The organism is Kineococcus radiotolerans SRS30216 = ATCC BAA-149 (assembly GCF_000017305.1).
In the GTDB taxonomy this organism is placed as follows: Bacteria; Actinomycetota; Actinomycetes; order Actinomycetales; family Kineococcaceae; genus Kineococcus; species Kineococcus radiotolerans.
The window spans coordinates 884566-897568 of the sequence record NC_009664.2; the positions used below are offsets into that span (position 1 = coordinate 884566).

General features: G+C 74.4%; 12 protein-coding genes and 1 riboswitch. Of the genes, 3 read left to right on the forward strand and 9 right to left on the reverse strand.

All coding sequences use genetic code 11. From position 1 onward, the window contains the following. Nucleotides 1–81 precede the first annotated feature (81 nt). Nucleotides 82–170, reverse strand: a riboswitch (SAM riboswitch). Nucleotides 171–277: 107 nt separating this feature from the next. Next, on the reverse strand, nt 278–802 hold the full coding sequence (locus tag KRAD_RS04360) for a hypothetical protein (RefSeq protein WP_012084306.1): 525 nt from the start codon (nt 800–802) through the stop codon (nt 278–280). Nucleotides 803–862: 60 nt separating this feature from the next. Then, the gene (locus tag KRAD_RS04365; RefSeq protein WP_012084307.1) at nt 863–1246 is read right to left on the reverse strand and encodes a DUF2256 and DUF3253 domain-containing protein; all 384 of its coding nucleotides are present in this window, start codon (nt 1244–1246) and stop codon (nt 863–865) included. A gap of 125 nt (nt 1247–1371) precedes the next feature. On the opposite strand from KRAD_RS04365, the gene KRAD_RS04370 reads away from it, so the two are divergent. Next, a complete protein-coding gene (locus KRAD_RS04370; RefSeq protein ID WP_012084308.1) occupies nt 1372–1977 on the forward strand; it encodes an NAD(P)H-dependent oxidoreductase in 606 nt (201 codons plus the stop codon). A 36-nt stretch (nt 1978–2013) separates the two neighbouring features. Here the strand turns inward: KRAD_RS04370 and KRAD_RS04375 are convergent, their stop codons facing one another. The 7 genes from KRAD_RS04375 to ilvD all read right to left on the reverse strand — a co-directional run bounded on the left by KRAD_RS04375 (nt 2014) and on the right by ilvD (nt 9924). Then, on the reverse strand, nt 2014–2820 hold the full coding sequence (locus KRAD_RS04375; protein WP_012084309.1) for a sucrase ferredoxin: 807 nt from the start codon (nt 2818–2820) through the stop codon (nt 2014–2016). Nucleotides 2821–2903: 83 nt separating this feature from the next. Beyond that, on the reverse strand, nt 2904–4208 hold the full coding sequence (locus KRAD_RS04380; protein WP_012084310.1) for a cupin domain-containing protein: 1305 nt from the start codon (nt 4206–4208) through the stop codon (nt 2904–2906). A gap of 1 nt (nt 4209) precedes the next feature. Next, the gene (locus KRAD_RS04385) at nt 4210–4440 is read right to left on the reverse strand and encodes a hypothetical protein (RefSeq protein ID WP_012084312.1); all 231 of its coding nucleotides are present in this window, start codon (nt 4438–4440) and stop codon (nt 4210–4212) included. A 90-nt stretch (nt 4441–4530) separates the two neighbouring features. After that, the gene (ilvC, locus tag KRAD_RS04390) at nt 4531–5559 is read right to left on the reverse strand and encodes a ketol-acid reductoisomerase (protein WP_012084314.1); all 1029 of its coding nucleotides are present in this window, start codon (nt 5557–5559) and stop codon (nt 4531–4533) included. Nucleotides 5560–5612: 53 nt separating this feature from the next. After that, on the reverse strand, nt 5613–6125 hold the full coding sequence (gene ilvN, locus KRAD_RS04395) for an acetolactate synthase small subunit (RefSeq protein WP_012084316.1): 513 nt from the start codon (nt 6123–6125) through the stop codon (nt 5613–5615). Next, nucleotides 6125–7960, reverse strand: coding sequence for an acetolactate synthase large subunit (locus tag KRAD_RS04400; protein WP_012084318.1), 1836 nt, complete (start codon nt 7958–7960; stop codon nt 6125–6127). The genes ilvN and KRAD_RS04400 overlap by 1 nt, the downstream gene beginning before the upstream one ends. A gap of 272 nt (nt 7961–8232) precedes the next feature. Further along, nucleotides 8233–9924 carry a dihydroxy-acid dehydratase gene (ilvD, locus tag KRAD_RS04405; RefSeq protein ID WP_012084319.1) on the reverse strand — a complete coding sequence of 564 codons (1692 nt, stop codon included), beginning with the start codon at nt 9922–9924 and terminating at the stop codon, nt 8233–8235. Nucleotides 9925–10045: 121 nt separating this feature from the next. On the opposite strand from ilvD, the gene KRAD_RS04410 reads away from it, so the two are divergent. Next, nucleotides 10046–12043, forward strand: coding sequence for an aldo/keto reductase (locus KRAD_RS04410; protein WP_012084321.1), 1998 nt, complete (start codon nt 10046–10048; stop codon nt 12041–12043). Next, on the forward strand, nt 12040–12987 hold the full coding sequence (locus tag KRAD_RS04415; RefSeq protein ID WP_012084322.1) for a LacI family DNA-binding transcriptional regulator: 948 nt from the start codon (nt 12040–12042) through the stop codon (nt 12985–12987). The genes KRAD_RS04410 and KRAD_RS04415 overlap by 4 nt, the downstream gene beginning before the upstream one ends. Nucleotides 12988–13003 lie beyond the last annotated feature (16 nt).

The following is a 13003-nucleotide window of genomic DNA, read 5'->3' on the forward strand; positions in this document are numbered from 1 at the left end:
CCCCGCGCTGCGCAGCAGGTCCACGACGAGACGTCGCGTCAGCGGGTTCCACGGAGCGCGTCGGCACACGGGTGCGTCCCCTTCCCATCGGTCCCGGCGGGAGCACCTGCCCCGGGGGGAGGTTGCTGCGGCGTCGACGAGCCGGGTCTCTCGGCCGCTCTGGATGGCGAGTCAAGTGAACGGGGCCGGGGAGGGTCGTGTCAAGCGCTTCACTCGGTCGGCGGAGGAACCGCGCGCAGCGGTGGGAGGGGGTCGAGGCGCGGTCCCCGGCCGGGCGTCAGTGGCTGCTCGTACCGCGCCGCGACTCCAGCACCGGGTCGACGAGGCGTTCCACGACCGCCCCGGTGGCCACCGCCGCGACCACGGCGTGCAGGACCTCCACGACGCCCTCCCCGGAGCGCCAGGTGCGCGGCGGGGCCCCGGCCCCGGTGGCGTTCTCCAGCGTCTGGTCGACCACGATCCGGGTCACCGTCTGCGCGACGTCGGCCCGGACCCGCAGGAGCCCGCTGGCCCGCCACACCCCGCGCAGCGCCCCCAGCGCGGCGCTGGTGGCGACGACCATCGCCAGCGTCGCGGCGGCCGGCCGGTCGGTGTCGGAGGGGGATCGCCCGGCGAGCAGCAGCAGCGTGCGGCCGGGGACGTGCGAGGCGGGGCGGCCGGTGACCGCCCGCTCCACGCGCTGGCTGGCGGTCATCGCCGCCGCTCCCGCCAGACCTCCGAGCAGCCCGCGGGCCGCGGCCGCGGCGAGCACCGCCGGCCGGCCGCGTCCGCGGGTCGTCGAACTCGTGATCACCAGGGGCACGGCGACCACCCTGGACCGGTCGCCGGGCCCGCGCCACCCGGCGCGCCCGCCGCGGGGTCCCTACGCCCGCCGCACGCGGATCGGCCCCTTCGCCGTCGAGGGGTCCACGACCTTCCCGCCCTGGGTGATCTCCGCCTCCCCCGCCGCGACCAGGCGCCGGGCCGCGGCCCGCGCGGGTTCCACCAGCGCCCGCCACTCCTCCCCGCCCACGGCGCGCGCGACCTCGCTGGGGCAGACCGTCTTCGCGGCTCCCCGGGCGTCCAGCAGGCGCCGCAGGGTGGCCTCCAGCTCGGCGTCGACGGCCGAGGCCGCGGACCGGGCCCGCCGGCGGCAGCCGTCGGAGCAGTAGCGGACCTCGTCCCAGTCGCGCTCCCACTTCTTGCGCCAGGTGATGGTGCGCCCGCACACGGCGCAGTCCTTGGTGGGGATCGTCCGGGCGGGCACCGGCCCAGTGGACCCCGCACCGGGCGCCCGCGCGATCCGAACGCCACGCCCGTGCTGGCGCTCCGGCGCGGGGAGGACTAGGTTCTCCTCGTAAGTTGCACGTTCAACAACATCAGGAGGTCCCCGTGAGCGACGTCAAGCTCGCCATCGTCTACTACTCCGCCACCGGCACCGTGCGCGCCATGGCCGAGCGCCTGGCCGCCACCGCCGCGCAGGCCGGCGCCGAGGTGCGCCTGCGCCAGGTCGAGCGCCAGCCCACCGGCGGCGAGAAGGCGGCGACCGACGAGCAGACCGCCGAGGCCGAGGCGGCCAAGGGCGCCCCCGGCGTCACCGCCGACGACGTCGTGTGGGCCGACGCCGTGCTCTTCGGCTCCCCCACCCGCTACGGCAACATCGCCGGGCAGCTGAAGATCTTCATCGACTCCCTCGGCGCCCAGTGGGCCCAGGGCCTGCTGGCCGACAAGGTCTACGCGGGGTTCACCTCCTCCCAGACCGCCCACGGCGGCCAGGAGACCACCCTCCTCGCGCTGTACAACACCATCTACCACTTCGGCGGGATCATCGTCCCGCCCGGCTACACCGACGGCTCGAAGTTCGTCGACGGCAACCCCTACGGCGTCAGCCACGTCACCGGCGGCGGGAACGACATCCCCCTCGGTGACGTCGAGTTCACCGCCCTGGACCACATGGTCAACCGCGTCATCGGCATCGCCGGCAAGCTCAAGGGCTGATCGCCGCACCCGAGGGGTGACCCGCCGCGCGGCGGGTCACCCCTCGATGCGTTCCAGCTCCCAGGTGCGGGCGTGCCGGTCGTCGGTGGCCGAGCACGTCAGCCGGTGCGCCGGCGCGGACCCGACCCGCAGGTGCACGCGCAGCGGCCGGCCCTCGTGCTCCAGGTCCACGCGCCACCGCCCGTGCTCCTCGTCGACGACGGCCCGCGGGCGCAGCGCGTCCACGGCGTCGATCCCCCGCTGCAGGCGGGCGTGCCCCTCGGCGGCCTGCACCACCCCGGGGTCGCAGGAGCGTCCCCGCCACCGGTGCGGCAGCACCCGCCCGGACCGCAGGGCCGCCACCAGGGCCGGGGCGTCGTCCGGGGTCAGGCGCCCGTGGGTGACGCCCGAGGGCAGCGACAGCGCGGTGGCCGCGAAGCGGTCCCCGCCCAGGTGCGAGCACTCCCAGACCGGTTCCGGGTCCAGGTCCGCGAGCGCGGCGGCCACCGGGCGCCCGCGCAGCGCGCAGCACCAGTCCTTGCGCCCGTGGGTGCACACCAGCAGCAGCGGCCCCCCGTGGGGTTCCCACCCCTCGTCGTCGGCGACCGCGGCGGGCAGGTCGGCGCGCGCCGCCGTCCGGGTCAGGACCCGGGACCGGCCGCGGCGGACGTCGACGAGGAACACCCGGCGCGGGCCGTCGGGGTCCAGGTCGCGGGCCGCGGGGCGCCGCACCAGCAGGAGCCGCACCCCGCGCCCGGCCGCGTTCGCGCGCAGCGCGGCCGTCACGTCCTCCCCCAGCCGGGACGCGGGGACCGTCCCGGCTCCCCAGGCCCCGGGTTCCTCCACCAGCAGGTACCCGCGCACGGCCGTGGCCGTCCCGAGCAGGGGGTCGCCCCGCTCCTCGGCCGCGGCGGCGCAGGAGAACCTCCGGGCGACGGCCTCCGCGCTCAGCGGGGCTCGCCGGCGGTGGGCAGCAGGACGCGCTCGCGCAGCAACCGCCGCAGGACCACCAGGGCGTCGGGGACGTCGACGCCCACGCCCGCGGCGGCGAGGTCGGCGGCCGAGGTCCGGGGTGCGGCGAGGACGTGCTCCAGGGCCGGGCGCAGCCAGCCCGGGAAGGTGACCCGGCGGTCGTCCAGGACCAGGTCCACCCCCTCCCCGGCGGGGACCAGGGACGAGCGCACCCCCCGGCGCGGGCGCAGGGCGGTGCCCTCGGCCAGCGTCCGGGCGGCCTCGTCCTGGGCCAGGACCCCCACCGGCTCGGCCGGCACGGCCCCCGAGCGCCGGCGGGCCACGAGGCGGCGCACGGCGTCGTCGTCGAGGGCGTCGAGCCAGCGCTGCGCCGCGGCGCGGAACCCGGCCACCTCCTCGTCCGGCACGCCGTCGGCGGCGCCGGGCGCACCCGGCAGCGGCAGCGCGCGGCGCAGGGCGACGTCGGCGACGCCCGCGGAGGCGACGGCGTCGGTGAGGACGTCGGCCCACGTCGTCGCCAGCAGCCCGACGGTGAGGTGGATGGAGCGGTCCTCGGTGGTGCGCGCGGAGTGCAGCCACCCGCGGGGCAGGTAGAGCGCGTCGCCGGGTTCGAGCACGGTGTCGATGGCCGGGGGCCGCCCGCCCACGGGGTCGGGGCCGAGCTGCGTCGAGGGCTGGGACTTCAGCGGGAGCTCCACCGCGGGCGGGTGGATCGTCCAGTGCTTGCGCCCGTCGACCTGGAGCACGACGACGTCGTGGGTGTCGTGGTGGGGCTTGAACCCCTGCGCGCCGGGCGGGGTGACGTAGACGTTCACCTGGCACTGGTGGCCGAGGTCCGCCGCGAGCTGCGAGCAGAAGGTCTGCAGGGCCGGCCAGGTGCGGTGCAGGGCCTGCAGCACGATCGTCGCCCCGCCGGCGTGGGCGGCGGCGACGCGGTCGGTGTCGGGCAGGTCCGCCAGCTGCTGGTTGCCGGCCACGGCGCGGCGGGTGTACGAGGACCGGGGCAGCGGGGTCCCGTCCTGGACGAGGGAGAAGAACGGGGTCCGCAGCGCGCGCGGCCCCAGCAGCTCATCGACGTCGGCGGGCGAGAGCAGGTCGTGGACCGAGGCCCGGCCGCCCTCCGCGGCGCGGTCGGCCGCCCGCACGAGGAGCGGGCGGGTGTTCCAGTGCTCCCCGGCGATGCGCTCGGCGGCCTCGCCGAAGCAGCGGCGCAACGCCGGGCCGGCCCCGCGCGCCGGGGCGTCGGCCCCGGCGGCGGGACGGGAGGGGGCCAGGGTCACGTCAGGACCCCGCGGAGTCGCTGCCCGCCGGGTCGGTGCCCGCGGGGTCGACCTGGGTGGAGTCGGAGTCGCCGGAGTCGGAGTCCCCGCCCTCCCCGCCGTCGGGGTCCACCCCGGCCGGGTCGCTGCCGGAGGGGTCGACCTGCGTCGCGTCGGAGTCGCCGGAGTCCGCGTCGCCCTCCGTCGCGGTGGTGCCGGTGGTGGTGATGTCGTCGTCGCTGAGGCTGCTCATGGGGGGAGCGTGGCAGGGCTCGCCGCCCGGCACCACCCGGGACGCCGAGACCCCCGCCCCCGGGACGGGGACGGGGGTCTCGGCGGCGGATCAGCGGGCGGCGGAACCCTCGACGTAGTCGGAGTCGTCGGACTTCACCCACGCCATGAGCTTGCGCAGCTCGCGGCCGGTGGCCTCGATGGGGTGCTGCTCGGCCTTGGCGCGCAGCTCCTTGAACTTCGGCGCGCCGGCGTCCTGGTCCTCGATGAAGTTGCGGGCGAAGGTGCCGTCCTGGATGTCCTTGAGGACGTCCTTCATCCGCTCCTTCACGGAGGCGTCGATGACGCGCGGGCCGGACACGTAGTCGCCCCACTCCGCGGTGTCGGAGACGGACCAGCGCTGCTTGGCGATGCCGCCCTCGTACATGAGGTCGACGATGAGCTTGAGCTCGTGCAGGCACTCGAAGTAGGCGACCTCGGGCTGGTAGCCGGCCTCGGTGAGGACCTCGAACCCGGTCTGCACCAGCGCGGAGGCGCCGCCGCAGAGGACGGCCTGCTCACCGAACAGGTCGGTCTCGGTCTCCTCGGTGAAGGTGGTCTTGATGCCGCCGGCGCGCAGGCCGCCGATCGCCTTGGCGTAGGCCAGGGCCAGCGCCCACGCCTGCCCGGTCGCGTCCTGCTCGACGGCGACGATGACGGGGACGCCGCGGCCGTCGACGTACTCGCGGCGCACCAGGTGGCCGGGGCCCTTGGGGGCGACCATGACGACGTCCACGTCGGCGGGGGGCTTGATGTAGCCGAAGCGGATGTTGAAGCCGTGGCTGAAGAACAGCGCCTTGCCCGCGGTGAGGTTCGGCTCGATGGCCTCGGCGTACAGGCCGCGCTGGAGGTGGTCCGGCACCAGGACCATGATCACGTCGGCGGCCTTGGACGCCTCGAAGGGGGTCAGGACGGTCAGGCCCTGCTCCTCGGCCTTGGCGCGGCTCTTGGAGCCCTCCTTGAGGCCGACGACGACGTCGACGCCGGAGTCGCGCAGCGACAGCGCGTGCGCGTGGCCCTGGCTGCCGAAGCCCAGGACCGCCACCTTCTTCCCGGTGATCGTGGACAGGTCGGCGTCGTCGTCGTAGAACATCTCGGCCACGTGGGGTTCTCTCCTCGGTCTCTGCGTGCGTGCTTCGTACGGGGTGGTGCGGGTCAGGCGGAGCGCAGCGCGCGGTCGGAGATCGCGCGCCCGCCGCGGGCGAGCGCCACCGAGCCGGACTGGACGAGCTCCCGGATGCCGAACGGCTCCAGCACGCGCAGCAGCGCGGCCAGCTTGTCCGGGCTGCCGGTGGCCTCGACCGTCACGGCGTCGGGGGCGACGTCGACGACGTGGGCGCGGAACAGCGCCACGGTGTCGAGCACCTCCCCGCGCGCCGAGGCGTCGGCCCGGACCTTCACGAGCAGCAGCTCGCGCTGGACCGAGGCGCCGTCCTCGAGCTCCACGATCTTCAAGACGTTGATCAGCTTGTTGAGCTGCTTCGTCACCTGCTCCAACGGCTGCGACTCCACGTCGACGACGATGGTCATCCGGGAGATGTCGCTGCGCTCGGTCGGTCCGACCGTGAGGGAGTGGATGTTGAAGTTCCTGCGCGCGAACAGCGACGTGACGCGCATCAGGACACCGGGTCGGTTCTCGACCAGGACGGACAGGGTGTGCTGGGACATCAGGAGATCACCTTCTCGGGACCGGACTCGTTGTCGCCCTCTTCCTCGCGGTCCCAGACCGGGGAGACCCCCCGCGCGTACTGGATGGCGTCGTTGCTCACGCCGGCCTCGACCATGGGCCAGACCATGGCGTCGCGGTGGACGCGGAAGTCGATGACCACGGGCACGTCGTCGATCGCCATGGCCTTCTCGATCGTCGCGTCGACGTCCTCGGCCCGGTCGCAGCGCAGCCCCACGCAGCCGTAGGCCTCGGCGAGCTTGACGAAGTCGGGGATCGGCGCGGCGTGGGTGCCGTGGTGGTCGCCGGAGTTCAGGTCGGTGTTGGAGTAGCGCTCGGAGTAGAAGAGCGTCTGCCACTGCCGGACCATGCCCAGGCTGGAGTTGTTGATGATCGCGACCTTGACGGGGATCCCGTTGAGGGTGCAGGTCGCCAGTTCCTGGTTGGTCATCTGGAAGCAGCCGTCGCCGTCGATGGCCCACACGACGGTGTCGGGCTTGCCCACCTTGGCGCCCATGGCCGCGGGGACCGCGTAGCCCATGGTCCCCAGGCCGCCGGAGTTGAGCCAGGTGCGCGGGTTCTCGTACTGGACGAACTGCGCGGACCACATCTGGTGCTGGCCGACCCCGGAGACGTAGATGGCCTCGGGCCCGGCGATCGCCCCGATCCGGGCGATGACGTGCTGCGGGGCGAGCGTGCCGTCGTCGGACTCGGCGTAGCCCAGCGGGTACGTCTCCTTCCACGACTGCGTCAGGGCGGTCCAGGCCGTGAGGTCCGCGCGGCCGTTCTCGAACTCGGCGGCCACGGCCGTGGTGAGCTCGGCGATGACGAGCTTGGCGTCGCCCACGATCGGGACGTCGACGGCGCGGTTCTTGCCGATCTCGGCCGGGTCGATGTCGGCGTGGATGACCTTGGCGCCGGGGGCGAAGCTGGACAGCTCGCCGGTGACGCGGTCGTCGAAGCGGGCGCCGAGGGTGATGAGCAGGTCGGACTTCTGCAGCGCGGTCACGGCCGCGACCGTCCCGTGCATGCCGGGCATGCCCAGGTTGTTCGGGTGGGAGTCCGGCAGCGCGCCGCGGGCCATCAGGGTCGTGACGGCGGGGATGCCGGTGAGGTCGGCCAGCGCCGCCAGCTCCGCGGAGGCGTCGGCCTTGATGACGCCGCCGCCGACGTAGAGGACGGGGCGCTCGGCCGCGGCGATGAGCCGGGCGGCCTCGCGGATCTGCTTGCCGTGCGGGCGCGTCACCGGGCGGTAGCCGGGCAGGTCGACCGTCTCGGGCCAGGCGAAGGAGGTCGTCGCCGTCAGCGCGGACTTCGCGACGTCGACGAGGACGGGGCCGGGGCGCCCGGTGGCGGCGAGGTGGAAGGCCTCGGCGATCACGCGGGGGATGTCGGCCGGGTCGGTCACCAGGTAGTTGTGCTTGGTGATCGGGATGGTGATGCCGGCGATGTCGGCTTCCTGGAACGCGTCGGTGCCGATGGCCTTGGCGGCCACCTGACCGGTGATCGCGACCATCGGGACGGAGTCCATGTTGGCGTCGGCGATGGGGGTGACGAGGTTCGTCGCCCCCGGGCCCGAGGTGGCCATGCAGACGCCGACCTTGCCGGTGGCCACCGCGTAGCCCTCGGCGGCGTGGCCGGCGCCCTGCTCGTGGCGCACCAGGACGTGCCGGACGTGCGGGGAGTCCATCAGCGGGTCGTAGGCGGGCAGGATCGCGCCCCCGGGCAGACCGAAGACGACCTCGACCCCTACCGCCTCCAGCGAACGGATGAGGCTCTGCGCGCCGGTGAGCTCGGCGACGGGGAGCTTCGGGTCCAGGGGCAGTTGCTGTGGCATCTGGTGTCCTCCTCGGGCGGTGCCGTTCACGGTGTCGTGCGTCCGGACGCCCGGCAGATCGGTCCGCCGGACGCAAAAAGACCCCTCAGCCAGGGATGGCGTGTGAGGGGTCGCGCGCTCGGCCGAACTGGTCAGCCGGCGCGCTGTCCGATGGCTACGAGGAACCGCATGGAGCGAAGGTAGCCCGTCGGTGGGCGGATGTCAGCCGAGGGGCCGTCGCGTCTCACATCCTGGACACCTGGTCCAGGTGCTGGACGCGACGGCCCGGTCGCTCAGCGGCAGACGGCCCCGAGCGAGGCGGACTGGACCTGCTTGGCGTACTTGGCCAGCACCCCGCGCTTGAAGACCGGGGGCAGCGGCTCCCAGCCCTCGCGGCGGGCGGCGAGCTCCTCCTCGTCCACCAGCACCTCGAGGGTCTTGCCGGCGACGTCCAGGCGGATCCGGTCCCCGTCGCGCACGAACGCGATGGGACCGGCGTCGACGGCCTCGGGGGCCACGTGCCCCACGCACAGGCCCGTCGTCCCGCCGGAGAAGCGCCCGTCGGTCATGAGCAGCACGTCCTTGCCCAGGCCCGCGCCCTTGATCGCGCCGGTGATGGCGAGCATCTCGCGCATCCCCGGGCCGCCCTTGGGGCCCTCGTAGCGGATGACGACGACGTCGCCGGCGGAGATCGTGCCGTCCTCCAGGGCGTCCAGGGCGGCGCGCTCGCGCTCGAAGACCCGCGCGGTGCCCTCGAAGACGTCGGAGTCGAAGCCCGCGCTCTTCACCACCGCGCCGCCGGGGGCGAGGTTGCCGGAGAGGATCGTGATGCCGCCGGTCTTGTGGATGGGGTCCTGCAGCGAGCGCAGCACGACGCCGTCGACGTCGGGCGGGGCGATGTCGGCGAGGTTCTCGGCCATCGTCCTCCCGGTCACCGTCAGGCAGTCCCCGTGCAGCAGGCCCGCGTCCAGCAGCGCGCGCATGACGACGGGGATGCCGCCGATGCGGTCGACGTCGACCATGACGTGGCGGCCGAAGGGCTTGAGGTCGGCCAGGTGCGGGACCTTCGCGGCGACGCGGTCGAAGTCGGCGAGGGTGAGGTCGACCTCGGCCTCGTAGGCGATGGCCAGCAGGTGCAGGACGGCGTTGGTGGAGCCGCCCAGGGCCATGACGACGGCGATGGCGTTCTCGAACGCCTCCTTGGTGAGGATCTGCCGGGCGGTGATGCCCTTCGAGAGCAGGTTCACCACGGCCTCGCCGGAGCGGCGGGCGAACCCGTCGCGACGGCGGTCGGTCGCGGGCGGGGCCGCGCTGCCGGGCAGGGACATCCCCAGCGCCTCGGCCGCGGCGGCCATCGTGTTCGCGGTGTACATGCCCCCGCAGGCCCCCTCGCCGGGGCAGATGGCGCGCTCGATGACGTCGACGTCCTCGCGGGACATCAGCCCCCGCGCGCACGCCCCGACGGCCTCGAAGGCGTCGATGAGGGTGACCTCGTGCTCGCTGCCGTCGGACAGCTTGGCCCGCCCGGGCAGGATCGTGCCGGCGTAGAGGAAGACGCTGGCCAGGTCCAGGCGCGCGGCGGCCATGAGCATCCCCGGCAGGGACTTGTCGCAGCCGGCGAGCAGGACGGACCCGTCGAGGCGCTCGGCGCTCATGACGGTCTCGACGGAGTCGGCGATGACCTCGCGCGAGACGAGGGAGTAGTGCATCCCCTCGTGGCCCATCGAGATGCCGTCGGAGACGGAGATGGTGCCGAACTCCATCGGGAAGCCGTGGGCGGAGTGCACGCCGTCCTTGACGGCCTTCGCGAGGCGGTCCAGGGACAGGTTGCAGGGGGTGATCTCGTTCCAGCTGGAGGCCACCCCGATCTGGGGCTTCTCCCAGTCGTCGTCGCCCATGCCGACGGCGCGGAGCATGCCGCGCGAGGCGGTCGCCTCCAGACCGTCGGTGACCTGGCGACTGCGGGGCTTGATGTCGACGCTCACGGGCTGAGTCTAGGCACGCCCGGCGCCGCGGCCCGTTGACCGGCCCGGAGCGGGGTGACTACGGTGGGCGTCGTCGTGAACGTTCACGGCTCTCTGCCCCCCGGCTCGAAGGAGCGCCCCCGTGCCCACCCCCACCACCCGCTGGGCCGTCCTCGGCCCCGGCGGGATCGCCCGCCGCTTCGTGAGCCAGCTCCCCGCGGCCGGCCACGAGCTCGTGGCCGTCGGCGCCTCCCCCACCCCCGCCGGGGCCGAGCGCGCCCGCGCCTTCGCGGCGGAGTTCGCCCCCCTCTTCGCCGCCCCCGCCGCCGTCGGCGACTACGACGAGGTCCTGGCCCGCGACGACGTCGACGCGGTCTACGTGAGCACCGTGCACGTCACCCACGCCAAGCTCGCCCTGGCCGCCGTCCGCGCCGGCAAGCACGTGCTCTGCGAGAAGCCGCTGGCCCCCAACCACGGCACGGTCATGGCGGTCGTCGACGCCGCCCGCGAGGCCGGGGTCCACTTCCTCGAGGCGTACATGTACGCCCACCACCCGCAGATCGCCAAGCTGCTGGACCTCGTGCGCTCGGGGGCGATCGGCACCGTCCAGCACGTCGACGCCAGCTTCTCCTTCGCCACCGGCGCCAAGGAGGGCCGCCTCTACGACGCCGACCTCGCCGGCGGCGGGATCCTCGACGTCGGGGGCTACCCCGTCTCCGCCGCCCACCTCGTCGCCGCGGCCGCGCTGGGCCGCCCCGCCGCGGTGACGGGGTTCTCCGCGCAGGGCACCGTGGGCGAGACCGGGGTCGACGAGTGGGCCGTGGCCTCGATCGTCTTCACCGGTGGCGTCACGGCCTCCGTCCGCACCGGGGTCGCGCTGTCCGAGCCGCAGTCCGTCACCGTGCACGGCTCCGGGGGCACGATCCACCTGCCCGACCCGTGGACGGTCCTCGGCGACACCCGCGTCGTGCTCACCCGGCCCGGCGCGGAGCCCGAGACGTTCGCGTTCGACCCCGACCTGCCCGAGAACAAGGCGTACGCCCGCGAGGCCGTGGCGCTGGTCTCCGACGAGACCCCCGTGTTCACCCTCGACGACACCCTCGCCGTCAACGCGGTCCTGAACCGCTGGCGCGACGCCATCGGCCTGCGCTACCCCTTCGAGGCCGACACCGCCGACATCCCCACGGTCTCCGGGCTCCCGCTGCGCCGCCGCGAACCCACCGCGATGAGGTACGGGACGATCCGGGGCCTGGACCGGCCCGTCTCCCGCCTCGTCATGGGCTGCGACAACCAGCCCGACCTGGCCCACGCCTCGGCCGTCTTCGACGCGTTCGTCGAAGCCGGCGGGAACACGTTCGACACCGCGTGGGTGTACGGGATGGGCAAGTACGAGAAGCTGTTCGGTCGCTGGCTGGCCAACCGCGGGATCCGTTCCGACGTGAACGTCATCGTCAAGGGGTGCCACACCCCCCACAACGACCCCGAGTCGCTGACCCGGCAGCTGTTCGAGTCGCTGGAACGCCAGGGCCACGACCACGCGGACGTCTACATGATGCACCGCGACAACGAGGACGTCCCCGTCGGCGAGTTCGTCGACGTCCTCGACGAGCACGCTTCGGCGGGACGGATCAGCGCCTACGGCGGGTCGAACTGGTCCCCCGCCCGTGTCGACGAGGCGAACGCCTACGCCGAGGCGAACGGCAAGCGGCCGTTCACGGTGCTGTCCAACCACTTCGGGCTCGCCGAGGCCTACGACGTCCCGTGGGCGGGCTGCCGGCACGTGACGGACCCGGAGTCCAAGCGGTGGCTGACCGAGCGGAACATCGCCCTGCTGCCGTGGTCCTCGCAGGCCCGCGGGTTCTTCGCCCGCGCCGACGCGGACGACCGCAGCGACGCCGAACTCGTGCGCTGCTACTACAGCGACGCGAACTTCGAGCGCAAGGCGCGGGCCGAGCAGCTGGGGCGGGAACTGGGCGTCCCGGCGACGGCCGTCGCCCTGGCCTACGTCCTGGCCCAGCCGTTCCCGACGTTCGCGCTGTTCGGTCCCCGCACGATCGCGGAGGCCCGCTCCTCCATGACCGGCCTCGGGGTCGAGCTGGACGCGCAGCAGGTGGCGTGGCTGGACCTGCGCGAGGGGTGAACGCCTCGGCTCCGCGGGCCGCGACGATCGTCGACGTGGCCCGCGTCGCCGGGGTGTCCCGGCAGACGGTGACCCGTGCGCTGCACGACATGCCGGGCATCAACGCCGGGACGCGCGAACGGGTGCTCGCCGCCGCGCGGGAGCTGAACTACCACCCCTCCCGGTTCGGGCGGGGCCTGGTGAAACCCGCCGGGCGCACCCTCGGGCTGCTGGTCGGGGACCTCACCAACCCCTACTACGGGGAACTCGCCTCGACCGTCCTGCGGCTGGCCGGGGAACGCGGCTGGAACGTCGTGATGGCCGAACCGGGCAGCCTCAGCGACCTCGCCGGCGCCACCGACGCCGTCGTCGGCTTCACCGGGTCGAGCATCGAGGTCCCCCGGGCCGGGGCGCCGAACCTGCCCGTCGTCGAGATCGACCCCCCGCACGACCACCCCGGCCACGGCCGGGTGGAGTTCGAGCGCGCGCAGGCGTCCCGGGACGCCGTCTCGCACCTGCTGGCCCGCGGGGTGCGCCGTCCCGTGGTGCTGGACCTGCTGGGACCCGAGGGGTGCTCGCGGCGCGGCCGGGCCTTCGTCGAGGCCTTCCGGGACGCCGGGGTGGAACCCGCGGTCGCCGACCGGGCCTCCTCCTGGGCGGACCTCGCCGGGGACCGGCCCGGCGCCGGGCCCGACGCGGTGGTCGCCTTCAACGACCTCGAGGGTTTCCGGGTCCTGCGGGACCTACGCACGGCCGGGCTGCGGGTCCCGCAGGACGTGCGGGTGGTCGGCGTCGACGGTCTCGCGCTCGGCGAGTTCGTCGCCCCGCGGCTGTCGACCCTCACGATCGACCTGACCGAGGTGGCCCGGGCCGCCCTCGACCTCGTCGTGGAACTCTCCGGGCCCCGCTCCGGCGAGGCGGTGCGGGTGGTCCCGCACCGCTTCGTCGCCCGCGACTCCACCTGACGCACGACGCCGGGCC

Bases quoted from the DNA above. Each gene is read 5' to 3' on its own strand.
- KRAD_RS04385 (WP_012084312.1), bottom strand. From the start codon at position 4,440: ATGAGCAGCCTCAGCGACGACGACATCACCACCACCGGCACCACCGCG.
- KRAD_RS04400 (WP_012084318.1), bottom strand. From the start codon at position 7,960: ATGCCACAGCAACTGCCCCTGGACCCGAAGCTCCCCGTCGCCGAGCTC.
- ilvN (WP_012084316.1), bottom strand. From the start codon at position 6,125: ATGTCCCAGCACACCCTGTCCGTCCTGGTCGAGAACCGACCCGGTGTC.